At 40.7% G+C, this 25,668-nt stretch carries 22 protein-coding genes, 2 tRNA genes and 1 pseudogene; 4 read left to right on the forward strand and 21 right to left on the reverse strand.

Features of this window, described 5'->3' with window-relative positions; translation table 11 throughout:
• Positions 1 to 4: 4 nt before the first annotated feature.
• From PTQ27_RS00280 to PTQ27_RS00300, 5 genes are all read right to left on the reverse strand, one after another.
• Positions 5 to 823 carry a pyridoxal phosphatase gene (locus PTQ27_RS00280; RefSeq protein ID WP_273748602.1) on the reverse strand — a complete coding sequence of 273 codons (819 nt, stop codon included), beginning with the start codon at positions 821 to 823 and terminating at the stop codon, positions 5 to 7.
• A gap of 96 nt (positions 824 to 919) precedes the next feature.
• Complete coding sequence (locus PTQ27_RS00285) at positions 920 to 1,768, reverse strand: OmpA family protein (RefSeq protein ID WP_273748601.1); 849 nt, start codon at positions 1,766 to 1,768, stop codon at positions 920 to 922.
• Positions 1,769 to 1,881: 113 nt separating this feature from the next.
• Positions 1,882 to 3,603, reverse strand: a complete 1,722-nt coding sequence (gene recJ / locus PTQ27_RS00290; protein ID WP_273748600.1) for a single-stranded-DNA-specific exonuclease RecJ — start codon at positions 3,601 to 3,603, stop codon at positions 1,882 to 1,884.
• Between the two features lie 190 nt (positions 3,604 to 3,793).
• Complete coding sequence (locus PTQ27_RS00295; RefSeq protein WP_273748599.1) at positions 3,794 to 4,453, reverse strand: NAD(P)H-dependent oxidoreductase; 660 nt, start codon at positions 4,451 to 4,453, stop codon at positions 3,794 to 3,796.
• A 12-nt stretch (positions 4,454 to 4,465) separates the two neighbouring features.
• Positions 4,466 to 5,527 carry an NADH:flavin oxidoreductase/NADH oxidase gene (locus PTQ27_RS00300; RefSeq protein WP_273748598.1) on the reverse strand — a complete coding sequence of 354 codons (1,062 nt, stop codon included), beginning with the start codon at positions 5,525 to 5,527 and terminating at the stop codon, positions 4,466 to 4,468.
• Between the two features lie 88 nt (positions 5,528 to 5,615).
• On the opposite strand from PTQ27_RS00300, the gene PTQ27_RS00305 reads away from it, so the two are divergent.
• Positions 5,616 to 6,509: a LysR family transcriptional regulator gene (locus tag PTQ27_RS00305; RefSeq protein ID WP_273748597.1), complete on the forward strand. Its 894-nt coding sequence runs from the start codon at positions 5,616 to 5,618 to the stop codon at positions 6,507 to 6,509.
• A 71-nt stretch (positions 6,510 to 6,580) separates the two neighbouring features.
• Here the strand turns inward: PTQ27_RS00305 and PTQ27_RS00310 are convergent.
• From PTQ27_RS00310 to PTQ27_RS00320, 3 genes and pseudogenes are all read right to left on the reverse strand, one after another.
• Positions 6,581 to 7,939, reverse strand: a pseudogene (locus PTQ27_RS00310) (NtaA/DmoA family FMN-dependent monooxygenase).
• A 143-nt stretch (positions 7,940 to 8,082) separates the two neighbouring features.
• On the reverse strand, positions 8,083 to 8,754 hold the full coding sequence (locus PTQ27_RS00315; protein WP_273748596.1) for an alpha/beta hydrolase: 672 nt from the start codon (positions 8,752 to 8,754) through the stop codon (positions 8,083 to 8,085).
• Positions 8,755 to 8,764: 10 nt separating this feature from the next.
• Positions 8,765 to 9,448, reverse strand: a complete 684-nt coding sequence (locus tag PTQ27_RS00320; protein WP_273748595.1) for a DsbA family oxidoreductase — start codon at positions 9,446 to 9,448, stop codon at positions 8,765 to 8,767.
• A gap of 113 nt (positions 9,449 to 9,561) precedes the next feature.
• On the opposite strand from PTQ27_RS00320, the gene PTQ27_RS00325 reads away from it, so the two are divergent.
• On the forward strand, positions 9,562 to 9,900 hold the full coding sequence (locus PTQ27_RS00325; protein ID WP_273748594.1) for a winged helix-turn-helix transcriptional regulator: 339 nt from the start codon (positions 9,562 to 9,564) through the stop codon (positions 9,898 to 9,900).
• Positions 9,901 to 9,970: 70 nt separating this feature from the next.
• On the opposite strand, the gene PTQ27_RS00330 is transcribed toward PTQ27_RS00325, so the two are convergent.
• The 10 genes from PTQ27_RS00330 to PTQ27_RS00375 all read right to left on the reverse strand — a co-directional run bounded on the left by PTQ27_RS00330 (position 9,971) and on the right by PTQ27_RS00375 (position 19,508).
• Positions 9,971 to 10,966, reverse strand: a complete 996-nt coding sequence (locus PTQ27_RS00330) for a zinc-dependent alcohol dehydrogenase family protein (protein WP_273748593.1) — start codon at positions 10,964 to 10,966, stop codon at positions 9,971 to 9,973.
• Between the two features lie 194 nt (positions 10,967 to 11,160).
• Positions 11,161 to 11,436, reverse strand: a complete 276-nt coding sequence (locus tag PTQ27_RS00335; RefSeq protein WP_273748592.1) for a hypothetical protein — start codon at positions 11,434 to 11,436, stop codon at positions 11,161 to 11,163.
• Positions 11,437 to 11,550: 114 nt separating this feature from the next.
• The gene (locus tag PTQ27_RS00340; protein WP_273748591.1) at positions 11,551 to 13,824 is read right to left on the reverse strand and encodes an excinuclease ABC subunit UvrA; all 2,274 of its coding nucleotides are present in this window, start codon (positions 13,822 to 13,824) and stop codon (positions 11,551 to 11,553) included.
• Positions 13,825 to 14,100: 276 nt separating this feature from the next.
• Complete coding sequence (locus tag PTQ27_RS00345; RefSeq protein ID WP_273748590.1) at positions 14,101 to 14,493, reverse strand: NADPH-dependent F420 reductase; 393 nt, start codon at positions 14,491 to 14,493, stop codon at positions 14,101 to 14,103.
• A 12-nt stretch (positions 14,494 to 14,505) separates the two neighbouring features.
• Positions 14,506 to 14,883 (reverse strand): NAD(P)-binding domain-containing protein, encoded by a 378-nt coding sequence (locus PTQ27_RS00350; RefSeq protein ID WP_273748589.1) that lies wholly within the window; start codon positions 14,881 to 14,883, stop codon positions 14,506 to 14,508.
• A complete protein-coding gene (locus tag PTQ27_RS00355) occupies positions 14,859 to 15,791 on the reverse strand; it encodes an alpha/beta hydrolase (RefSeq protein ID WP_273748588.1) in 933 nt (310 codons plus the stop codon). Before PTQ27_RS00355 ends, PTQ27_RS00350 begins: the two co-directional genes overlap by 25 nt.
• A 275-nt stretch (positions 15,792 to 16,066) precedes the next feature.
• Entirely contained in the window at positions 16,067 to 17,164 is a 1,098-nt protein-coding gene (locus PTQ27_RS00360; RefSeq protein WP_273748587.1) for an SMP-30/gluconolactonase/LRE family protein, read from the reverse strand.
• A 303-nt stretch (positions 17,165 to 17,467) separates the two neighbouring features.
• Positions 17,468 to 17,553: transfer RNA gene (locus tag PTQ27_RS00365), tRNA-Leu, on the reverse strand.
• Between the two features lie 278 nt (positions 17,554 to 17,831).
• A complete protein-coding gene (xseA, locus tag PTQ27_RS00370) occupies positions 17,832 to 19,292 on the reverse strand; it encodes an exodeoxyribonuclease VII large subunit (RefSeq protein WP_273748586.1) in 1,461 nt (486 codons plus the stop codon).
• Between the two features lie 139 nt (positions 19,293 to 19,431).
• A tRNA-Met gene (locus tag PTQ27_RS00375) sits at positions 19,432 to 19,508 on the reverse strand.
• Positions 19,509 to 19,721: 213 nt separating this feature from the next.
• On the opposite strand from PTQ27_RS00375, the gene mltA reads away from it, so the two are divergent.
• Together mltA and PTQ27_RS00385 are read left to right on the forward strand one after the other, a co-directional pair.
• Positions 19,722 to 20,828: a murein transglycosylase A gene (mltA, locus tag PTQ27_RS00380; protein WP_273748585.1), complete on the forward strand. Its 1,107-nt coding sequence runs from the start codon at positions 19,722 to 19,724 to the stop codon at positions 20,826 to 20,828.
• 18 nt (positions 20,829 to 20,846) lie between these two features.
• Positions 20,847 to 21,296 carry a DUF5358 family protein gene (locus tag PTQ27_RS00385; RefSeq protein WP_273748584.1) on the forward strand — a complete coding sequence of 150 codons (450 nt, stop codon included), beginning with the start codon at positions 20,847 to 20,849 and terminating at the stop codon, positions 21,294 to 21,296.
• 77 nt (positions 21,297 to 21,373) lie between these two features.
• On the opposite strand, the gene gyrB is transcribed toward PTQ27_RS00385, so the two are convergent.
• From gyrB to PTQ27_RS00400, 3 genes are all read right to left on the reverse strand, one after another.
• A complete protein-coding gene (gyrB, locus tag PTQ27_RS00390) occupies positions 21,374 to 23,806 on the reverse strand; it encodes a DNA topoisomerase (ATP-hydrolyzing) subunit B (RefSeq protein ID WP_273748583.1) in 2,433 nt (810 codons plus the stop codon).
• Between the two features lie 169 nt (positions 23,807 to 23,975).
• On the reverse strand, positions 23,976 to 24,851 hold the full coding sequence (gene ubiA, locus PTQ27_RS00395; RefSeq protein WP_273748582.1) for a 4-hydroxybenzoate octaprenyltransferase: 876 nt from the start codon (positions 24,849 to 24,851) through the stop codon (positions 23,976 to 23,978).
• Positions 24,844 to 25,605 carry a DeoR/GlpR family transcriptional regulator gene (locus tag PTQ27_RS00400; protein ID WP_273748581.1) on the reverse strand — a complete coding sequence of 254 codons (762 nt, stop codon included), beginning with the start codon at positions 25,603 to 25,605 and terminating at the stop codon, positions 24,844 to 24,846. Before PTQ27_RS00400 ends, ubiA begins: the two co-directional genes overlap by 8 nt.
• Between the last annotated feature and the right edge of the window lie 63 nt (positions 25,606 to 25,668).

The following is a 25,668-nucleotide window of genomic DNA, read 5'->3' on the forward strand; positions in this document are numbered from 1 at the left end:
AATATTAAAGATTAAATTGAGCTTTTAGTTCGTAAGCAATACTGTCTTCGTTATTTGAGCCGATTGTCTTCTTCGCTTTTTGTCGAACTTCTTGTTCAGAACCGCCCATTGCAATACCTAAACCAACCGTTTCTAACATTGAAATATCATTAAAATTATCGCCGAATGCAATTACATTTTGTGGTTCAATACCTTCCATTTTTAGTAATTCTACTAGTCTTGAACCTTTCGTATTACCTACACTAGTAATATCTACCCGATCCACCCAAGACCATTCAGGGCTTACTTTATCAAGCGGTAGTTTTTCCACAAATTTTTGCATTTTATTTAAATCAGGATCACTAATTAGCACTTTCCAAACGGTAATGCCTTTTTCAATTTCTTGCTGAAAACTCTCGACTTGGTGCACATCAGGGCGAACGGATTCAGGGCAAGATTGCACCCAGTTTTGGAATTTTGCGAAATGCGGGTTTAGCTCTTCGTAAGTCATTGCGTCTTTAAAATAAACTGCCGTATGAATCCCCTCTGATTGAGCTTGAGTAATGAGATTTAATGCTAATTCAGGCGATAATGGATTTCCTGTCAAAATTTTTTCATTTTTGAAATCGTAAACATAAGTACCATTACAACAAATTACCGGAGTGTCTAAATCTATTTCAGCGTAATAAGGGCGAACTGCAGTGTGATGTCTACCCGTTACAAAATATACCTTTATGCCTTTTTCTCTTATCTTTTGAATAGCTTGTTTGCTCGATTCTAAGATCGTAGCATTTGATGAAAGTAATGTGCCGTCTAAATCAAAAGCAACCGCTTGGTAGGTCATAACATTCTCCTGTGAAGCAAAATTTAATAAGATAAAAGAAAAGGCAACCTAAAAGGCTGCCTTTATATTCTACTCTAAGTTAGTAAAAACTAGAAATTATTTACCGCTATTATATGCTGGTGTTTCATAAAGTGGAGCTGGGCCGTTCGGACCTGCCACATTGCCACTTTCATTTTGTTTTAGCACACCACCATTTGCAGAAATTTCTACACGACGGTTAGGACGTAAACAATCTCTTAATGCTTGACCAGTTTCACCATCACAAGCTTTCACTTGATTTGCTTTACCATAACCAACCGCTTCAATTTGAGCATTCACACCTTGCTGAATTAAACGAGCTTTCACTGTGTTAGAACGGCGTTGTGATAAATCTAAGTTATATTCCACTGAACCTAAACGGTCTGTATAACCCGCTACTTTAACTTGTTGTGCTTTAGATGCTTTTAATTGTGCTGCAACATTATCAACAACTTCTTTACCTTTCGCAGTTAATGTATCTTTATCAAAGTCAAATAAGAAATCACCTGTTAAGTTGAATGATGAGTTACCATTACAACCATTTGGATACCAGAAGAAGCTTTGTGCATTCATATTTTTATCAAATAAAATTTTAAATTTACAAATTTTATGAATACCATTTTCACGATAGTTAAACGCATAATCCCATTCACGAACACCGAATAAGCCTTCTGAAAAATGAGGACGTCCGATTAGATTATATAGCTGATCCTTGTTCATCCCTTTTTCAATTTGACGAACATTTTCCCAATTTGGCCAAGAACCAAATTGGGAACCATCGTGGTTAAATTTAGATTCAGAGATTCTTGGGAATACTGGATTTTCAGTTGTTCCCTCATCACTTACTTTACTTAAGTTACCACAAGCAGCAACAGTTAATGCGACTGCTGATAGTAATAAACCACGGAAAATTACTGTTTTTTCCATTTCAATACCCTTTTTAAATTAATTGACCAATTTAACAACTACAATATAAGCTGTATCCCTGCTCATTTTACACCATTAATTCCCCAAGTTCTGTAAATTAGTGTAAAGTTTTGCTAAATATAACTCAAATATTCGACTTTTAGCTGTAAAGATCGATTTCCTCTAAACTCATTTATATCTAATTTATAGACTAATTTTGCTTTTTTAACCGATAAATCAGGAAAAGAACGAACATCCACATTAAACCAAATCGCATCAAGTAACTGTTTGTTTTCTGATTCCAACATTAATTTTAGATGTTTACCTGCTAATAATCTTTGTTGCAGAATTTTAAACTCCCCTTCAAAACTAGGTTCAGGGAAATGTTGCCCCCAAGGCCCTGCATTACGTAAAATATCCGCACTTTCTAAATTAAATTCTTGAGCAGAAAGCTCACCATCTGTATAAATAACACCTTGAAGTTGCTCCGGTTCCAATATTTCATCAATACTGCGATCAAAAATCTGCTTAAAGGAATCCAATTTGGATTGATGAATTGTTAAGCCCGCCGCCATTGCGTGCCCACCAAATTTGGTAATAAGATCAGGATATTGTGTATCAATATGCTCTAATAAATCTCGCATATGCACCCCAGAAATAGAACGTGCAGATCCCTTTAAGTATTCACTCTCTTCACTTTCTTGTGCAAAGGCTATCACAGGGCGATTAAATTGATCTTTAATACGAGATGCCAAAATACCTATCACACCTTGATGCCAATCTGCTTGGTATAATACAATTCCGTGTGCCTGTTCTGATTGTGCAAGTGCGGGTAATTTAGCACAGATAGCCAAGGCTTCTGTTTTCATTTCTTGCTCAAACTCTTTACGAGTTTGGTTAAGGGAATCTAACTCAAAAGCGAGCTTTCGTGCAGTTTCCATACTATCACAAGTCAGTAATTCTACACCTAATGCCATATTTTCTAGTCGCCCTGCCGCATTAAGTCTAGGGGCTATTGCAAAGCCTAAATCGGCTGCTTGTAATGTCGATAACTCCCTTTTTCCTACTTCCGCTAATGCTCTTATACCAACTCGACAATGCCCACTGCGAATGCGTTGTAAACCTTGATGTACTAAAATTCGATTATTTTGATCTAATGGCACTACATCAGCGACAGTTCCAAGTGCCACAAGATCTAACAACTCCGCAAAATTAGGTTCTACTTTATTATTAAAATATCCTTGCTCTCGCATACGAGAACGTAATGCCATCATTACATAAAAAATGACACCTACACCAGCTAACGATTTTGACGGAAAAGTACAAAGCGATAAATTAGGATTAACCATTGCATCTGCAATAGGAAGTGTCTCAGCAGGTAAATGATGATCCGTAACCAAAACATTAATATTTTGGCTTTTTAATAATGCAATACCATCAAAGGAAGAAATACCATTATCTACAGTTAAAACTAAATCTGCTCCTTTAGCTAATACCATTTCAGCGACAGCTATGCTTAACCCATAGCCCTGTGAAAAACGGTCTGGAATCAAATAATCAACCTGCGTAAAACCTAATTGACGCAATGCGATAATAGCAAGTGAGGTACTGGTTGCTCCATCAGCATCAAAATCCCCAACAATCACTATTCTACTTTTTTTATTATAGGCTTCTATTAATAAATCAACCGCTTGCTCAATATTGGCAAGTTGCTGAGGGCGATGTAAATGTTGTAATGTATGTTCTAATTCTTGAGCATTTTTTATTCCACGACTTTGGTAGATACGATTTAATAGCGGATTTGGCGATAATATATCCGCAGTTAATAATGGGCGACGTTTAATTAATTTTTCCACAGTAATATTCTTTTTCTTCTATTAATAACTACTAATAGTATAACAAAATTAAATGCATATATTAACGAATCTGGCCGAGGACAAAAAACAACTGCTACTAAAAAAGGGCTGTACCAATAAATTGGCAACAACCCTTAAATTAAGAGGATAACTAATATTTAGAATAAAATAGAATCATCAATTTCTAGCATTACTCTACAAATTTCACGACTTCATCGAAGTCTTTGCGAAGTTTTTTGCGAATCTCTTTATCACGATAACCAAAGGTACACATTACTGAAATACCCCACTCGTTTAGGTCAAATAACCCTGCATCGGCAAGGATTTGATTTACTTTTTCGTAATCAAAACCTTCAATCGGGCAAGAATCCACACCGATTAACGCCGCACCTGTCATCATATTGCCAAGGGCGATATAGGTTTGCTTGCTACACCAATCGAACAATGAACGCTCGCTTTCCAACACTTTGCTGTCGTTTTCTTGGAACTCACGGTATTTGTTGATGGTTACTTCCATCTGTTCTTCGGTTACACCACGGCGACGCATTGATTCCGCCATAAATTCCGTGTTATAACAAGCATTTTTCTTCGCCAAAATCACTACGATATGACTAGATGTTTCCATTGTTGGAATGCCCCAGCAATAAGGTTTGATTGCTTGACGCAATTCTGGGTTTTGCAACACGATAAATTGCCACGGCTCAGAACCCACAGAACTCGGGCTTAAACGCCCCAATTCTAAAATATAGTTAAAATCATCGGTAGGGATTTTTTTACTACCGTCATACGAACGAGTGGACGCACGATAGTGAAAAGCGTTTAAAACATCGTCTTTGTTAAAAAATTTCATTTAATTTCTCCGTTACATAAACCCACGCTGATATTGGCTTGGCACGAACTGCATTTCGCCACTGTCAGCATTATTTTGATGATATTGTGCATTCAGCACCCAGTAAGGATCACGCAATAAAGCACGCCCAACTGCGATTAAATCGGCATCATTCACCCCTAAAACGTGATCGGCAACGGCCGCGTTATCCAACATTCCGACTGCAATTACAGGTTTACCAGTTGCTTGTTTCACTTTACGAGCTAAATCAACTTGATAGCCGGCATAAAATTCTGGGTGATTACCTGCGTGTAACACGCCATCGCCACCACCGCTGACATCCAGCACATCCGCCCCTGCATCGGCAAAGCGTTTTGCCACTTGCACACCATAATCGCTGTCAAAACCATTTTCGCCATATTCTTGGGCAGAAATTCGTACAATTAACGGCATATCGGCAGGCATTACCGCACGAGCAGCCTGAATAACTTGCTCACCGAATAACATTGGATCTTTGCCGTATTCATCACTGCGTTTATTCGATTTTGGCGAATAGAATTGATGAATTAAATAACCGTGAGCAGCGTAGATTTCAATCGTATCGAAACCAACTTCCACCGCTCTTTTTACAGAATTTTGGAATGCTTGCACCAATTCTTTGACTTCATCGGTTGTCAATTCTCTAGGAGTAACCAGATTTTGCCCTGCATAGTCTAATTCGCCATAGTGAATAGCGCTTGGAGCAACAGCATTTGGCTCATCTTGAGCTTTACGACCTGCGTGAGCAATTTGCACACCGATTTTCGCCCCTTGGGCGTGAACGCTATCGACTAATTTTTTGAATGCTTGTTGCTGTTCGTCATTCCACAATCCCAAACAATTTGGGGTGATACGACCGTTTGAGGCAACATTAGTCATTTCAACAATAATCAAGCCCACACCACCGATAGCTCGGCTAGTGTAATGCACAAAATGCCAATCGTTCGGCACACCGTTGGTCGCAGAATATTGACACATCGGCGGCATAACAATGCGGTTTTTGAGTTCAAGATTTTTAATCTTAAATGGAGTGAGTAGTTTTCTAAATTTCGCCATTTTATTTTCTCCAAAATATAAAGTGGCGAAATAATAAGAAAATGCTATTATTAATTCAAATTGATTATTGTGATATTAAGGTATAAAAATGAGTGATATAAGAACATTAGATTTTAATCTGCTGAAAGCCTTTGTCATCTTATTAGACGAATGCAATGTTAGCCGTGCAGCTCACCGTTTATCTGTTACTCAGCCTGCGATGAGCGGGATTTTAAACCGCTTGCGAGAAAGCTTTAACGACCCTTTATTTGTGCGTGTACAACACGGAATGCAACCGACTGATAGAGCATTACAATTAGGACAGACGGCTCGTAAAGTGTTGCAGGAAATCGGCTCAATGCTCCAACCACCAATTCTTGAACCCGAACAATTAAAAATGACCTTACGCATTGCGGCAATGGATTATGTACAGCAGATTATCGCCCTACCGTTAATTTTACGCTTGCGTAGATTAGCCCCTAAAATACAAGTCGCCTTAGTACCAGTGCAAGGGCAAAATATTAAAACGCTATTTGAAAAAAATAAGATTGATTTAGCATTGGTTAGCCAGCAACATATTAGTGACGATATGCCTCAAACAATTTTGTATGATGAGCCTTATGTTTGTGCAATGAGCAAAACTCACCCAATGGCAAAGAAAAAACTCTCGATCGATCAATTCTGCGAACTCCCCTTTGCGATGCTCTCTTATAACGGTGGTGAATTTAGCGGAGCGACCGATATTGCTCTGCAAAAACTAGGGCGAAAACGCAAAGTAATGGTGTCGGTTAATCACATTTCTCTACTGCCTCAGTTATTGCAAGATTCTGATTTAGTAGCAGTTCTACCAAAACATCTTGCTCAAACCTTACCCAATGTCTGTTTGCAACAACCGCCTATTGATGTGGAAGGATTTACAATGATGATGACCTGGCACGAACGCACCGAGCAAGATATGGCCCACCAATGGTTGAGAAAAGTATTGTTGGAAGTGGTAAGATAATAATAAAGCGGTCATTTTTCCAAACAATTTTGCAAATTCTTCAGAAAAAACGACCGCTTATAAATTTAAAACTACCCTCTCACGCCGTACTGATACGGCACACCCAAATGCTCTCGCAAAGTTGAACCTTCATAATCAGTATGATAAATCCCACGCTCCTGCAAAATCGGCACGACTTTTTCTACAAAATCTTGCACACCTTTTTGGCTGTCTGGAGCAAGCGAAAAGCCGTCTGTCGCCCCTACCTTAAACCATTTTTCCATAAAATCTGCCACATCTTTTGCCGTGCCGACCACCACAGGGTGGTAGTTAATCACGCCATTAGCAAGAGCTTCTTTGGGCAGCATGCCTTGCTTGATAAGCTCCACCGCTCGTGGCGAACGGGGGGCGTGTGGGTGCGGTGTCGCCTGATTTTGCAAATGTTTTGGCAAAGGCTCATTCAAATCCAAACCATGCAAATTCACGCCAATCATCGCCGACAAATAGCGAATTTGCCCATAAAAATCCTCATCGCTCATAAAATCAATGAGCTTCATTCGGCGAGCCAACGCTTCTTCATACGTGTCGCCAATCGTGAACATAAATCCGCTAAACATATTGATGTCATCAGCATCTCTGCCGTGCTGTATGGCACTTTGTTTTAGCACATTGCGGTAGGCTCGTGCTTCATCAATCGTAAACGGATTGGCATACACGCCACTGGCAAAACGTCCTGCCAGTTCTACCCCTTCTGGGCTTGGGCCTGCCTGAAAAATTGGCGGTTGCCCCTGTGGTGTCGCAGGAATAGGTAACGCCCCTTTGACTTAATAATGCTTGCCTTTGTAATGGGCAGGTTTGATTTGGCTCATGTCGGCAAACACGCCTGTGGCTTTGTCCGTGATGTAGGCATTTTCTCCAAAACCGCCCCACAAAGTTTGCACCGCTTCCACCATTTCGTGTGCCATTTCGTAGCGTGTGGTGGTGTCAGGCAGGGGCTTGTCGCCAAAATTGTAGGCGGTCTCTCGTGTGCCTGTGGTTACCGCATTCCAGCCGACACGCCCTTTGCTTAATGTGTCCAGCGTTTTTAATTGACGAGCCAAATTGTAGGGCAGATTGTAAGTCGTGGAAAAAGTCGCCACCATGCCGATTTTTTGTGTGGCATAGGCAACGGCAGAGAGCATCACCATAGGTTCAAGCGGAAAGGTAGGCGAACGGGTAGAAATGTCCGAGCCACCGCCCGCCCCACTAAAAGACGGCGTATCGGCGATAAAAAGCGTGTGGATTTTGCCTTTTTCAGCCGTTTTTGCCATTTGGACATAAAAATCAATGTCGGTATAGGCACGCTCATTACTGTCGGCAAGTCGCCACGACTGGAACTCTCCGCCATAGCCTGAAACCAGTTGCAGGGCGAGTTTGATTTGTTTGTTGGAATTGTCTAAATAATCAGCCATTTTATTTCTCTGTTTAAAAAGTGTGGGATTATTATGGGGTTTTATTTTTAGAAACAGAATGGCGATTTTTGAGAAAGTGGTTTTTGGATTTGGAAGGATGTTTTGCAAAATTAAAGACACCGTCCATTTGGACGGTGTCTTTATCAATGCCTACCCAGCCACTTCGCCACATCATTCAACTCATCTTCATCAATGCTATGCCCAATCGGATAAACTTTTAGCTCCACATCACAGCCTGCCTCTTTTAAAAGTTGTGCCGAACGCTCTGCCAACTCAATAGGGATTGGCATATCGTGTGTGCCGTGGGCTATCCACATCGGCGGTTTATCAGGGCGTTGCAAAAATCCGCCCAATGTATCGGCAATCGGCAGATAGCCGGACAAACACACCGCACCGCCAAGCTTTTTGGGATAAGTCAAAGCCGACAACAACGCCAACGCCCCGCCTTGTGAAAATCCGCCAAGCACGATATGGCTGGGATTTACGCCTGTTTGCACGAGTTTATCAATCAGGCGGTGAAGGTAGGTTTTGGCTTGGTTTAGCCCTGTTTCGTCTTGGTTTTGATCAAACCTGCCTTTGGGCAAATCAAACCAAGCCGTTGTCATTTGACCGCCCAGCCAAGTTACGCTTTGGCTAGGGGCAGTGGGCAACACAATTTGCCAATTTTGCCCCAAATGAGCGAGCAAAAACTCGCCAATCGGTGCAAACTGCCTGCCTGAAAGCGTCAATCCGTGCATTAAAATCAACACCTTATCGGCATTTTTATTGCCCAAGACAATGGGTTTAGCGGACGGTGTAAAATCTAGCATTGCCATTGTTACCCCCTTATTCACAGCCGTCAATGCCACAGCTTGCCCCAGTCAGATTGTCCGCTTGATTGTCGTCATAAACTTGGTTTAACAACCCCAAAAGACTGCTCACAGGCATTGCCCCTGATGTGGCGGTTTTGCCGTCAAACACAAAAAACGGCACGCCTTGCACGCCCACGCTTTGAGCCTCCACTTCATCATCTTTGACCGCTTGGATAAAGTCATCACTTGCAAGCATTTTTTTGGCTTCATCGCCATTTAAGCCGACATCAGAGGCAAAGCGTGCCAAATTGTCGTGATTGGCAAGCTCTAAATTATCGCTAAAATAGGCTTGCATTAAACGCTCGTTCATCGCACTGCCCTTGCCTTGTGATTTTGCCCACTGATACAGGCGGTGAGCGTCAAAGGTATTTGTGTTTTTGACATCAGCATAGTTCATATTAAGCCCTGCCCGCTCGCCCATTGTTTCAATATGGGCAATCATCTGTTTTGCCCCTTCTGGGGTTTTGCCGTATTTTTTCTCAATGCGTTGTTGGGTGGTATTGACTGCCGTTTTGCCTGCATGGGGGTACAGTTCAAAGGCTTTAAACTCAATCTCAACCTCGTCCTTGTGGGCGAATTGTTCAAGGGCTTGTTCTAAATGGCGTTTGCCGATATAGCAATAGGGGCAAGCATAGTCTGACCAAATTTGGATTTTCATAAAAATACTCCGATTGACAGTTTAAAAAAGAAAGTGCGTGTATTATAATTCAGCACAATTTTAAAGTTCAATACAGGACTTTTGGTAACATACTAACCCAAAGGAAAGTGTCAATGCTCAACGCACCCCATTACCAAAACATCAGCTCGCTTGATGAAACAGGCTTTGGCTATGCTTTATCGCTCATTGGTGGTAAATACAAAATGGTGATTTTGTTTTGGCTTTATCTGAATCCGCCCAATATGCGATTTAATGAATTACAACGCAAAATCGGCAAAATTTCGGTCAAAACATTGAGCCAGTCGCTAAAAGAGCTTGAAAATGACGGACTGATTATCCGCACCGAATACCCCCAAATCCCGCCCAAAGTGGAATACAGCTTATCGGATAAGGGATTATCTTTAATGCCGATTTTGGATAATTTATGCGAATGGGGTGAGCAGTATCGCTAGTTTCAGCCAGCCTGAAAACAAAAACGCCGTCTGAAATCAATTTTCAGACGGCATATTTACCTTAAAACAATCAAACCTTCACCACAATCTTCCCAATCTGCTGATTGCTTGCCATATATTCGTGGGCTTTAACCATTTCATCAAAGGCAAAGATTTTGTCAATTTCAGGGCGTAATTGACCGTTTGCCAAGCCGTCATAGACAAATTGTTTCGCCATTGCCAATTTTTCAGGTACGGTGGTAATTTCAAAGAGTTCATAACCTCGCACGGTCAAATGCTTACCCAAAATCGGAAAGACTGGTACGGCAATATCATCGTGGCTTAACGCCCCATAAATGATGTAGCGACCGTCTTGTGCCATTGCGTGAAAAATTTTGGACGCTTCTTGCCCGCCCACAGGGTCAAACACCACATTCACGCCTTTGCCATTTATGATTTTAAGAAGTTGGGCGGTTACATCGTCTTCGCTTGTGGCAATCACAAAATCCGCTCCTTTTTCCAAAAGCACATCGCCTTTGGCGTGGGTGCGAGATAAGGCAATCACGGTTGCCCCTTGCATTTTGGCGATTTGGATACTGGCTAAACCAACCGAACTGGTTGCACCGCCCAGCACCACCACATCGCCTTTTTGCATTTTGCCAAACTCAATCAGTCCGCCATAAGCGGTAACAAACGCCATCCAACTGGCGGACGCTTGTTCCATTGTCAGATTGTCAGGGTGCTTGACGACTGCGTGTTTGGGCATATTAACAATCTCGCCGTAAGTGCCGTATTCGGTAAACATAAAAGACGGAATAATGCTGACCTTATCGCCAATGGCAACTTCGTTCACACCCTCGCCAATAGCCACAACCACGCCTGCCCCTTCATAACCCAAAGTCGCAGGGAATACAGGGTCAATCACATACGCCCCTTCTCGGTACATCATTTCGGCACGGTTTAAGCCTATGGCTTGGATTTGGATTTGGATTTGTACTTCATTTTCTTTTGGTGCAGGAACTGCCACATCAACGATTTGCAAGACATCAGGCGAACCTGTTTTGGTAAATTGGATTTGTTTGGTCATTTTTTTACCTTATTTATGAAATGGAACGGACATATTTTAATGTATTGAAATTAGGATAAGAATGGCGATTTATGGGAAGATGATTTTCAAATATGGAAATATATATTTTCAGACAGCCTGAAAAATCATTTTCCAAAGTTCCAATAAAAAAACACCGCTTGCAATTTACAAACGGTGTTTTTTTATTTTACCCCTTATTTCCTTACCCCATACTGATAAGGCACGCCCAAATGCTCCCTTAGCGTATCCCCTTCATAATCTTGATGAAACACACCACGCTCCTGCAAAATCGGCACAACTTTTTCCACAAAATCCTGCACGCCTTTTTGGCTGTCTGGGGCAAGCGAAAAGCCGTCTGTCGCCCCTGCGGTGTGGCAGGAATAAGCAATGCCCCTTTGACTTGATAATGCTTGCCTTTGTAATGGGCTGGTTTGGTTTGATTTGTTTGAGTTGTCTAAATAACCAGTCATTTTGTTTCTCTCCATAACAAAGTATGGGCTGAGAGTATAGGTTTCTATTTTTAAAACAAGAATGGCAATTTATAGTAATATAATTTTTTAAAATGAAAAGATTTCAGACTGACGTTAACTCATTTTCCGCAAAAACTCCGCCGTTTTCGACCGCTTGCAATCCAGCAAATCCGCCACCGTTCCGCTAAACAGCACTTCGCCGCCGTCTGAACCACCACCCTCGCCCATATCAATCACCCAATCGGCTTGGGCGATGAGTTCCGGACGGTGTTCTACCATTACTACGCTGTTACCGTTTGCAACCAGTTTTCGCAATAATTCCAGCAGTTTTTCGCAATCTTGATTGTGTAAGCCTGTGCTTGGTTCGTCCAAGATAAACAGTTTGCCTGTTTGGTTTAATGCGCCGGCGAGTTTTATGCGTTGCACTTCGCCGCCTGACAGCGTGGAAGTCGGTTGTCCGAGCGTCAGATAGCCCAAGCCGACATCCATCAACATTCCAAGTGCGGTGCGGATTTTTTTATTGTCAAAAAATTCATACGCTTCCGACAGCGTCAAACGCATCACTTCCATAATATTTTTATCCTGATAACGGTAGGATAACGCGGTGTCGTTGTAACGCTTACCGTTGCACTGCTCGCACACTTCCACTACCGCATCGGCAAATGCCATATCGTAGGCGATTTCGCCCTTGCCGCCGCAGGCTTCGCACGCTCCGCCGTTTTTGCTTTTCGGGCTGTTAAAACTAAACATTGATGCCGATACGCCGCCCGCTTTGGCGAACAGTTTGCGGATTTCGTCCATAATGCCGGTGTAGGTTGCAGGCGTAGAACGGATGGAGGTGCCAATCGGTTTTTGGTCAATCACCACCGCAGGATAACGGCTTGCCAGTTCCACGCACGCCAGCGTGCTTTTGCCCGAACCTGCCACGCCGGTAACGGCGGTTAAAACGCCTTTGGGAATTGATACGCTGATGTTTTTGAGATTATGCAGACAGGCGTTTTTTATTTCAAAACAGTCGGTAAAAGGCAAAGGAGCGGCGTTGATTGCAATGCGGTGGCGTAACATTTCAGCGGTGGGCGTATCGGCGTTTTTCAAACCGTTCAGGCTACCTGCAAAAATAATTTTCCCGCCGTTTGCACCTGCCCCCGTGCCAAGTTCAATCACGGTATCGGCAAGTTCAATCATTTGGCGGTGGTGTTCCACAATCAGCACATTGTTTTGTTTGGCTTTGAGTTCCAATAGTAAGCGTCCGATCCGCTCGGCGTCGAAAGGATGTAGCCCTGCGGTAGGCTCATCAAAAATATAGCTGATATTGCTTAGACTACTCCCCAAATGGCGGACGAGTTTGAGCCTTTGGGCTTCACCGCCGGAAAGCGTATCGGTTTTGCGGTCAAGGGCAAGATAGCCGATACCCACCTGCACCATCCGCTCAATCTGTGCCAGCATTTGCCGTGCTAACTGCGTGCCGAGCGGATGAGCGATATTTTGCAGCACCGCCGAAAGTTCCGCCACCGACATCGCCTGCATTTGCAGAATGTTCAAACCGTTGATTCGGGACGACAACGCCTGCGGGTTCAGCCCCGAACCGCCGCAATGCTCACAGGTGCATTGCGATACAAAAGAGCGGATTTCGTCTTGCAGATTCACCTTTAATTTACCGATGTCGCGGCTTAAATACAGACGGCGGAAACGGGGAACCACACCTTCGTAGTCCACCTTATCCACTCGCCCCGTATTATTGGAACGGATTTCTATTTTGACAGGATTATCACCGCCGTATTTTAAAAGCCGCCATTCTTCGGGCGAAAAATCGGTTAATTTTTTGTCAATGTCCAAGCCTGGGTGCGAAAAATACAGCAGGCTTTGCCAGCCCGCCTGAAACTGGCTGAAGCGAATACCGCCGTCTTTGAGCGATAAATCCGTATCAAACAGCAGGTTTTCATCCAATGCCAACCGCTCGCCCAAGCCCGTACATTCAGAACACATGCCCAACGGGTGGTTGGGCGAATACGCCATAGAACCACCGGCGGACGGCTCGCCCGCACGGGAAAAGAGCAGGCGTAACAATGGGGCGATGTCGCTCGCCGTACCGACGGTGGAACGGCTGTTGCCGCCCAACGGTTTTTGGTCGATCACAATCGCAGGGGGCAGACTTTCTATCCGCTCCACTTTCGGGCGTTCGTAATGCGGCATTTTATTGCGGATATACATCGGATAGGATGCCTGCCATTGCCGCTCGCTCTCCACCGCCAGCACATCAAACACCAGCGAACTTTTGCCCGACCCCGACACCCCGCAAAACACCACCAGCTCATTTTTGGGAACGGATACGCTGACGTGTTTGAGGTTGTTTTCAAAGGCATTGGTGATTTTGATGGCGTTCGGCATAAGGTAAAATCTCCGAAAAAGCGGTTGTTTTGTAACATTTTAAACTTTTAAAACCGATTGTAAACAGGAACGCCTTTGGAACATTTTCAGACGGCGTTCTTCAGTTTGCGTAGGCTTTTATCCATCGAATTTGTTTTGTTGTAAAAATCAATAGCCCATTGACTGCAATCATTGGTATACGTTTTTCCTTGGCAAAGATTTCTTTTTTGGGGATTTTGTCTCCTGATAGACTGAAAAGAAAAACACCGCTTATCCCATGATAAACGGTGCTTAAAACTACACATTCAAAATCCGATTTGCCCGAATCACATTCTCATGCGAAAAGTCGCCCCCTGTCATTTTGGGTAATTCGGCGATGGCATAGGCACGGTTTTGGCGGACGCTGGTGGGCGTTTGGGCGGACTTGGCACGGCTTTGGCATAATTCATCAGCGGTATAATCATAGCAATACCCTGCTGAATTGGGTTGTTGTCGCCACGAACCTGCCAAATCGCCACCGTCAAGCGGTTCAAATCCACATTGCTCCACCAGCGTCATAACCTGCCCTTTGGCACGCTCATCATTGCCCGCTACCCACATGGCTAGGCGGTCTTTTTTGTCAGGCTTGCCAAGATTGGCAAGCGAATGGGCAAGTAGCATATTAAACGCTTTTACCACATCTCGCCCCACAATACGGCTAACTCACACACTCTCCGCCATGCCGTTATCAATCTTGTCAATCGGTCTATCCCGAAATTCTGGATAATAATTGGCGGTGTCCACCACCACGCAATCAGGCGATAAACCTTGCCACAGCGATTTTGGCAAATCGGCAACAGCAGGCGTTAGCACCGACAAAATCAGCACATCAGCCCCCACGCCCACCGTGTCCAAATCGCACGCATTTGCTCCAATTTTGTCGGCAAAATCACGCACGCCGTCCACGCCTTTTGAGTTGGCGATAGAGACGTTATGCCCTGCGTGAGCAAGTTTTTGGGCAATTGTACCGCCAATTTGCCCGATACCAATGACCGCAATATTCATCATTTCTGCCCTTACTTCACCCGCTCGCCAATCCACTCTGCCACGTCATCATTGATTTTTTGTCCGCCTTTTTCAAGCATGAGTAAATGCCCAAAATTGGGGTACAATACCAAACTTTTATCGCCTGATTTGGTTTCATTGTAAAAATCAATGGCATCTTGTGGCGAGACAAACACATCTTTATTACCGCTAATCAGCATCACAGGGGCGGTAAATTGACGACTATGGTCTTTTAAGTATGCAAGCCCTTCTTTAAAGCCGTTGGGGAAAGAGACCGAGAATTTTTCAAGCATCAATGGATCATTGTCAAGCGACAAGCCAACACCTTCAAATGGGATATTGAGCGTGGTTAAAGAAACCGCCCCACTCACAAAACTGTCTTTTGGCTCTGGGCGTGGCAGGTAGCCAAAATTCATCTGATGATAACGAAGCACGCCTGCCGCCAAAATAAAGCCGTTTACGTCATCAGGGTATTTGGTGCCGTACAGTGCCGAGATGTGTCCGCCCATGCTGTGTCCCAGTACAAAAATGGGCGTATTTGGGTATTCGGCTTTGGCTTTTTGTACGACCAGACGCAAATCTTCCACCATTTCAAAATAGCTGCCTATGTGAATGCTGTCTCGTCCGTCCGATTTGCCGTGTCCACGGTGGTCAAAGCGGTACACGCCGATGTCGTCTGCATTCATCGTTTTGGCAAAATCGCCAAACACGCCCGAATGACTCGCCAAACCGTGCGAAATCACGACAATGGCTTTGGGCTTGGTGTGCGGAATGTCTTTTTGCAGGTGTAAATTCAGACCGTCTTGGGTGCGGATGGTTTGAATTTGTTGCGTTGCAATATTTTGTTTTGTAGCTTCACTTGGTGTATTTTGAGCAAAAGTTTGTGGATTGATAGTGAATGCCAATGCAAGTGCAATCAGGCTAGTTTTAAATCTGTTTTTCATTGAATTTTCTCCGTTAAAAGTGAATGGAGAAATTATAGGTTTTTAGAAATAAATAAAGAATAGCGATTTTTGGAAAGATGTTTTTTAGATTTAGGAAAAAGCGGTCGTTTTTCAAGACATTTTTGCAAAAAAAGTAAGGAATAAATTTTTGCATTAATTAATAACTTAAACTCCATAAAAAGCAAAACAGTTCATTACTAACAAACACTACTGTTCGATAGTAATAAACGGTTTTCTAAAAATAAATCGCTTATATTTCAAGCTGTTTAGTCTATTTATTTTTCTTCAAAATATGCCATTTTATCCCGATAGAATGAACCTAAGTAATAAGTATTTCCTACTGCTAATACGGTTGAAACACCACTAAACTCTTGATTGTATTTACCTTTAAACACAGGATTTAACGTCAAATTATCAGGGTTAATTTTAGTAACGTGAAAATCTTTTAAGCAATCAAAAGTTAGCCCTTTATCACAGGTTTTTACCATAGAACCTGCTGTAATAAGCTCATTCCCAGCCCAATGCAAATTGTCTGCTACACCATAATCCAAATGTGTTGTGGCAACTTTTTTAGCTGGGTTAGTATTGGTAAACTTACTTAAACCTTGCATATGAGCAACATAAATAAACTTCTCGTCTTTAGATAACTCAATGCCATTGTTACCATTTAGTTCAGTGCCTTGTAGCTTTTCAAATTTGCTTGTCGTAGGTGTCCAACGGTAGATCGCTCCTGTTGTTTTACCCGCAAACATATCATCTAAATTATGTTCTGGGTGCATCATCACTGTTACATAGATTGAACTGTCTACTCCCGAGACTACCGCATTTCCAACGTAATCTCGTCCTATAGTATCTTTAGGCATACGTACATTGCCAAGCCACGTTAAAACTGGCTCAGCTGTTGTATTATCTATCTCAAAAATCTCAATCGTTTCTCGTGTGATTTTTTTATCAAACCCATTATGATTAACTGCATATAAATAAAATTTATCTTTACCAACTTCACGAATACTAATACCGTGAATTTGCATTTCATCAGCATGAGGTTGCGGTTCACTATTTGGGAATTTAGCTGATGGAGCAATAGCTTTAGGGGCTATTAGACGCTTAGCTGTCTTAGTTTCACTATCAACTAAATATAATCCGCTGTTGTAAGTCATACCACTAGCAATCAGCCATTTAGTATTGGGAATTTGCACTAAATCTTCTGGATTTTGTATATTAGTAATATAGTTCAAGTTTTCTACTATTCGGGTTGTTGTAATATTGCTATTTGCTACTGACATATCTGAATTAATTGGTGTACAAGCAGTAGTAAATAAAGTGACTATACCTAAGGTTAAAGCACTTAAAGAGTATTTAAACGTTTTCATAAATAATCTCCATATATATAAAGAATATGAGGGAAATTATAATATTTCAAAAGTAATAGCAGAATAGCGATTTATGAGACTCTTGTTTTCATTTTTGAAAATAATCGGTCTGCATTTAATGATTGAAGTTTGAACGGTTTATATTTCAATGATGCTCCCTAGGCAAAAAATAACCACTATAAGGGAATCACCAAACGTGCGACAATAAGCAACTAAAATAGACAATATAAGGTTAAAAAAGACTTATAAAACAATGTGTTATACTAGAAATGCAACAATAAAAGACAATATACAATAGGGTTGTGGTGCCTAAGGTCGGACTCGAACCGACACGGTTATTCACCGGCGGATTTTGAATCCGCTACGTCTACCAATTTCGTCACTCAGGCAAAGTGAAATGTAAAAAATATCAATGCAGATATAGAACAGTTATGTCTTATATCTCAGTTTGAATTTTGCGAAATTATAGAAAAATATCACCGCTTGTGCAAGCGTAAAAATCACGATAAAAATCAGTTGATTTAAAAATCGGCATTCGATTCATCTTTACAAAAATAGTTATTCACATCAACTGTGGATAACTAAGTGAACAACCCTATGTATAAATATTTAACCCTCTGATTTTCATATAGTTAATTTTCAAAATTCGGGGCGTTCAAAATTTCCCCTACAAAAAATCCACTACTTGACTTATTATTTTTCCTGTTTTTAGTTGTGTTGTAATCTTCTCTCCTTGTTTTAAATTATCTGTTGAGGTAAGCATTTTTCCATCTTCAGTTTGTGTAATTGAATAGCCTCGAGTAAGTATCTTCAACGGGCTTAATCCATCTAACTTTGTGCAAAGTGCTTGAAAACGTTGATTTTCTAAAGATTGTTTCTTTTCTATTGCATATGCTAAACGTTGGGCTAATTTTGCGAAGAAATTTTGCTGTTCCTTTAATTGATAAGGTAAAGGATTTCGCTCAAAGCGTTGCGTGAAGCTTTTCCACCGTTGTTGCTTTTTGATAAATAGCTGATTTATTTGCAAATTTAAACGTTGTTCAACTTGTAGTAATTTTTGTTGCTGTCGCTCAATCTGTTTTTGTGGATGTTGGTTTGCTAAACGGAAATTAAGCTCTTTTATCGTCTGTTGTTTGTTAAACAATAGTCTAAATAGAGCTTGTTCAAGCCTGTATTCAATATGTAGAAGTTGTTGCTGTTTTATTTGAATTTGTCGGGTAGGATGTTGTGCATTTAACCTTAATATTAGCTGTTTAAAGAAACCCGCTTTTTCATTCCAAACACGATCAAAAGCTAAATTAACCTTGGCAAATTGGTGTTCTAATTGGCGAGCTAACTCCTTTTGATCTCGGCTTATTAATTCTGCCGCTGCTGAAGGGGTTGGAGCTCGAAGAGCTGCAACAAAATCTGCAATCGTCACATCTGTTTCGTGGCCTACTGCACTAATTATAGGAATATCGGAATGGTAAATAGCATACGCTACAAGTTCTTCATTAAAACACCAGAGATCTTCTAACGAACCGCCACCTCGCCCGAGAATAAGCACATCGCACTCATTACGAGCATTTGCTAAAGCAATCGTATTTGCGATATCTTGCGTTGCTTCTTTGCCTTGTACTAAGGTTGGGTAAATAATCACAGATAAACTCGGATCTCGCCGTTGCAAGATGTTGAGAATGTCTTGTAAAGCCGCTCCACTAGAAGAGGTAATAACTCCTACTTTCTTAACAAAGGTAGGAATATTTTTTTTATGTTCTTGATTGAATAATCCTTGAGCCGCTAGCTTGGCTTTAAGTTGTTCAAATTGTTGCTGTAAAAGTCCTTCTCCAGCTGGTTGCATACTTTCTATAATCAGCTGATAGTCACCTCTTGGTTCATATAAAGTTACACTTGCTCTAACAAGCACTTGCATTCCATTTTGTGGGCGAAAATTTACTCTTGCATTTTTCATTCTAAACATTGCTGCTCGCACTTGGGCTTTGTCATCTTTTAAAGTGAGATACCAATGCCCTGACACAGGTTGGCTAAAATTAGAAATTTCGCCAGTTAGCCAAATCTGGCTTAACTCCATTTCTAATAAATGGCGAACAGAATAGTTTAGTTGAGTGACAGTTAAAATATTGCTCATAGTCTTTATTCGGTTTGAAGGATTTTCAATTAGTGTAACGATAAAAACCTAAGAGTGAAAGTAAAGAAAGGTAACAAGGGGTTATTTTTGACTTATTTTTTACAAAAATAAAGCCTCGATAAAATCGAGGCTTGAAATTTGGTTGCGGGGGCTGGATTTGAACCAACGACCTTCGGGTTATGAGCCCGACGAGCTACCAAGCTGCTCCACCCCGCGTCTGATGTGTTCATAATAACGTAATTCAGTATTATATCAAGAAAAATTATAAGATTTTAGTTTAATTGGTTTAAATTAAAACAAAAACAGTATAAAAACCAAATAATGATGCAAAAATAAGCATAATATATTCTTGTTTTATTTTAGTACTATTTTTGTTATTCTTCGTAGTTCTTTTTACATTTTATTGATTATTGATACAAGGATTTTACAATGAGTTGGAAAGCATATAAAAAAGCACTAGCAGTAACAGCAATTAGCCTTGCTACTACTCTTCTAGTTAGCTGTTCATCAAGTGACCCTAAAAGTAAATCTAGTTCTAGCGAAGCAGAAAAAGCAAAATTCGGTGCAAAATATAGTGGCCGTCAATTTATGCCTTACGGTTCACATTTTCAAAGCGGACGTTTAAGCTTAAATGCTGCACCTGTTAATCAACGTGATTTTTTACAACAACTATCAAATGTCCGAGCTTATAGTCGCCTAGCAAATACACACGCTCTTGCTTATGGTAAAGTGAGTAATTGGATCGCCTCTGGTGGAAATATTAATGATCTTGCAAAATATGGTATTAATACTCGGTTAATGCGTGGCGATGATGGTTATCAAAATGTATTAATGACAGGTTATTATATCCCTGTAATAGAGGCAAGTAGCACTCGCCGAGGAGAATTTCAGCACCCAGTTTATGGTATTCCACAAGGTAATCGCAAATATTCTCGAGCAGAAATTTATGCCGGTGCGTTAAATGGCCGTGGATTAGAGCTAGCTTATTCCAACTCAATGCTAGATAACTTCTTAATGGAAGTTCAAGGTTCTGGGTTTATGAAAGTTAATGGGCAACTTCGTCACTTTGCTTATGGTAATAAAAATGGCTACGGTTATACCAGTATCGGACGTTTATTAGTTGAAGATGGGGAAATTCCAAAAGAAAAAATGTCTATTCAAGCTATTAGACAGTGGGCAGCTCATAATCCATCTCGTTTACAAGGCTTATTGGAAAGAAACCAATCCTATGTTTACTTCCGTGAAGATCCTACTTTTGACGTAAAAGGCTCTGCGGGTGTACCATTAGTACCATTAGCTTCTGTTGCTTCAGATAGAACTATTGTGCCTTCTGGTAGTGTTTTATTAGTCGAAATGCCTCTTATTGATCATAAAGGCAAGTGGACTGGAAAGCATCAAATGCGTTTAATGATTGCTCTTGATGTTGGTGGTGCAGTTAAAGGACATCATTTCGATTTATATCAAGGTATTGGCGATAAAGCAGGCCATACAGCAGGGTTGCTAAAACACTACGGACGTGTCTGGGTCTTAAATTAATCGATAAAGTAGGTAAATATGTTGAAAAAAGCTTCCATTATTCTCTTTTTTGGAACCTCTTGTGCTTTTGCAAGTAATCCAGAAAATTCGACCGCTTTAAGCGAACCTCAATATAAGATTTCAGAAATAGATATGAAGATCTTAATTCGCCAACTCAATAATATTGAGCAATGTATTTACCCTGATTTAGCTAAACCAGATTATAAAAAAATTTATGATAGCTGGAGTGTAACTGAAAACCTAACTATGCAGTATTTTGAGCGTCAAATACTTAAAGAATTATTAGGTGAAGAGAATTCTCAAATAATGCTAACCGATGAATCCTCTATGAATTATTTTTATTCGCTACATCAAAAATTAAATCATCAGAAGGCAAATGTTGATAAAGAAAGATGTGAGGCATTTAAACCTAGATATAAAGAGATTTATCAGCGAGTACAAAATACGCTACCGAAGGTATATAGGTAACCGCCAATTTCTTATACAGAAAAACAAAATGGGGTAAAGTTTTAAATTAGACTTTACCCCATTTTTTATTTTGTCGATTAGATATCTAACTGTGCATATAGTGCATTCGTTTCAATAAAATCACGTCTTGGTTCAACTTCATCGCCCATTAAGGTGCTGAATAGTTTATCTGCTGCAATCGCATCGGTAATGTTTACTTGTAACATTTTACGTGCAACTGGGTCCATAGTGGTTTCCCATAACTGCTCTGGGTTCATCTCGCCTAATCCTTTATAGCGTTGCACGGTCAGACCTTTACGAGACTCACGCACCAACCACTCTAATGCTTCAGCAAAGGTTGAAACGTTTTGACGACGTTCACCACGTACCACATAGGCTGAGTCTGATAATAAATCATTTAATTCATTGCCTAATGCTACAATGCGAGCATATTCATTACTGCTGATAAAGTTATAATCTAAGCGGTAAGTGGTATCCATACCGTGTGTGGTAACAATAATTTCCGGTTCATAGATTTGACGTTCTTCGTTAAAGAACGTATTTGCACGATAGAAACTTCCGCCAGTTTCTTTTTCCATTAGTTTGGCAACAAATTGTGTATTCCAAGCGGTAATATTTTCTTCATTTTTTGCAAATTCTGCTGATAATGCTTTAGTGTAAATAAGCTCATTTAGCAGTAACTCAGGATAACGGCGGCTTAAACGATCAATCAGTTTTTGCACGTTATTGTACTGTGAAATAAGGTTTTCTAATGCCACACCACTTAATGCAGGGGCATCGTCACTCACGTATAAACCAGCACCTTCTAATGCGATATCAATTTCATATTGCGACATTTCATCGTTATCTTGGATATAACGCTCTTGCTTACCTTTTTTTACTTTATAAAGCGGTGGTTGAGCAATATAGATATAACCGTTCTCAATTAACTCCGGCATTTGGCGATAGAAGAAGGTTAATAAAAGGGTACGAATATGTGCACCGTCCACATCCGCATCGGTCATAATAATGATTTTGTGATAGCGTAATTTTTCCAAATTATAGTCATCTCGCCCAATACCTGTGCCTAATGCAGTGATTAGGGTTGCAACTTCTTGAGAAGACAGCATTTTGTCAAAACGAGCTTTTTCTACGTTTAAGATTTTACCTTTTAACGGCAAAATCGCTTGGTTTTTACGATCGCGACCTTGTTTTGCCGAGCCCCCCGCAGAGTCCCCCTCCACTAAGTAAAGCTCTGATAATGCAGGATCTTTTTCTTGGCAGTCTGCTAATTTTCCTGGTAAACCACCTAAATCTAACGCACCTTTACGGCGAGTCATTTCACGGGCTTTACGAGCTGCTTCACGAGCACGAGCGGCATCAACAATTTTAGTGACGATATTTTTTGCATCATCTGGGTTTTCAGCTAAATACTCTGTTAGAGCTTCATTCATTGAGCTTTCTACCGCACCACGTACTTCTGATGAAACTAATTTATCTTTGGTTTGTGATGAGAATTTTGGATCTGGTACTTTTACCGAAATCACCGCAACTAAGCCTTCACGAGCGTCATCGCCTGAAGCATCAATATTGGCATCGGCTTTTTTCAATACACCGCTGTTATCCATATAGTTTTTTAACGCTCGGGTTAAAGCCCCACGGAAACCGGCTAAGTGCGTACCACCATCACGTTGCGGAATATTGTTGGTAAAACAGTAAACATTTTCGTTATAGCTATCATTCCATTGCAGAGAAATTTCCACCCCGATACCGTCTTTCTCGGTTGAAAGATAGAATGGGGTATTGTGAATATGGGTTTTACCTTCGTTTAAGTATTCCACATAAGCACGGATACCACCTTCATAGTGGAAATACTCTTCTTTGCCGTCACGCTCATCAACTAATTTGATAGAAACACCAGAGTTTAAGAAAGAAAGCTCACGTAAGCGTTTTGAAAGGATTTTATATTCAAATTCGGTTTTATTTTTGAAAATTTCTAAACTTGGCCAGAAACGCACGCTGGTTCCTGTTTTATCGGTATTACCGATAACTGAGAGAGGAGCATCTGGCTCGCCTAAGCTATAGAATTGCTCGTGAACGTGCCCTTCACGACGAATCGTTAATTGTAATTTTGATGAAAGTGCATTTACTACAGAAACACCTACACCGTGCAAACCGCCCGATACTTTATAAGAGTTATCATCAAATTTACCGCCAGCGTGTAATACGGTCATAATTACTTCAGCCGCCGAAACGCCTTCTTCTGGGTGAATACCAACCGGAATACCACGACCATCATCTTGTACTGAAACCGAATTATCTGAATGAATAGTAACGATAATATCTTTACAATGTCCTGCTAACGCTTCATCGATAGCATTATCAACCACTTCAAACACCATATGATGTAAGCCTGTACCATCATCTGTGTCGCCAATATACATTCCCGGACGTTTACGTACGGCATCTAAGCCACGTAATACTTTAATACTTGAAGAATCATAATTTTTTGGTTGAATTTGTTCAGACATTGTTATTCCTACTATTAAAAAATGAAAAAGGCTAAAAGCCTTAAAATTACGGTAATTATAGCAGAAAAATGCGGAAAAGTATTGAGAAACAAGCGGTAAAATTTAATCAGAAATTTGCAAAATTTCCTGAAGTTTTGACCGCTTGTAAGAAGAATATAAGAGAGGTTATTTAAGCATAAATACCGACTAAAATGGCAATAAATACGCCTAAGCCAAAATAGTGGTTATTTAAAAATGCCTTAAAGCATTCACTTCGTTCTCTTTTTTTAGTTAACCAACATTGGTAAATAAATAGTGTTGCACTTAATGCTAGCACAACAAAATAGCCGATATGGTAATTTTGAACAATGCCTAATAATACCAATAAAATCAAGGTAATAAACTGCAATAAAGCGATGATTTTATTGTCATATTGAGCAAATAAAATAGCAGTTGATTTCACACCGATTCGCAGATCATCATCACGATCGACCATTGCATATTGGGTATCATAAGCGACCGTCCAAGCAAGATTTGCAAAAAACAGCAACCAGCATTCAAGCGGTAACGCTTCATTTACCGCCCCAAATGCCATTGGAATAGACCAACCAAATGCCATTCCTAATATCACTTGAGGTAAATGAGTAAAACGTTTCATAAAAGGGTAAATAACGGCAAGGAATACCGCAATAAATGAAAGTAGAAACGCATATTGATTGAGCATTAAATCAAGCAAAAAAGCAAAACCTAGCAACACAAAAAAAATTACTTTTGCTTCTATCGTTGATACCCTACCCGTTGCAAGCGGACGTGATGAAGTACGTTTCACTTGCCCATCTATTTCTCGATCTGCATAATCGTTGATAACACAACCTGCCGCTCGCATAATAATTACCCCTAAAATAAAGATAACCAAAACAGGAATAGGCGGCATTCCTTGAGCTGCGACAAATAATGCCCAAAGGGTCGGGTGCAATAATAGCAAGGTGCCAATGGGCTTATCAAATCGCATTAATTGTGCGTATGCAATCCATTTTTCTTTAGAAAAGATTTTTTCCTTATTCATTACAAATTTTAACTACTACATCTGATAGGCTTAAATGATTTTGTAATTCTAACGGTAAATATGTATCTGTAAACAAATAATTTACTTCTTTAACATTTCCTAAACGTACAATCGCATTTCGGGTAAATTTTGAGTGATCGGTCACTAAAACCACTTGTCGAGAGCATTCCATTAATGCTCGTTTTACTTGTACTTCGTGATAATCATAATCGAGCATAGAGCCATCTAGCTCCACCGCACTAATGCCTAAAATACCAAAATCTAAGCGGAATTGATTAATAAAACGTACGGTTTCTTCCCCAATAATTCCGCCATCTCCCCTTAAACTCCCCCCCGCAACGGTTACTTGACAATCTGGATTTTGCAACAAAATATGGGCAGCATTAAGATTATTCGTTACTACTTTCAGATGTTTATGTGAAAGCAAAGCAAATGCCACCGCTTCAGAAGTTGTACCAATATCTAAGAAAACCGAGGCTCCATTTGGAATTAATTTTGCCACTTGATGTGCAATCGCATTTTTTTCTTGCGAAAAGAATTGTTTACGATGAATGTAATCGCTGTTTTCTGTATTTGAGGGTGCTGCTGCCCCGCCGTGATGACGAAGAATTAAATTATTTTCCGCCATATCATTCAGATCTCGGCGAATGGTCTGCGGGCTAACATTTAATTCAGCAACTAACTGCTCTGTGCTTACATAGCCAAGCTGATTAACTAAGGCTAGAATTTTTTTATGTCTATTTGCCTGTTTCATATACTTTCCTTTTTGCAAAATTAATACGGAAAAAGACCGCTTGTAAGCGGTCTAATTTGCCCT

The sequence above is a fragment of the Mannheimia cairinae genome (assembly GCF_028649535.1).
Taxonomy (GTDB): Bacteria; Pseudomonadota; Gammaproteobacteria; order Enterobacterales; family Pasteurellaceae; genus Mannheimia; species Mannheimia cairinae.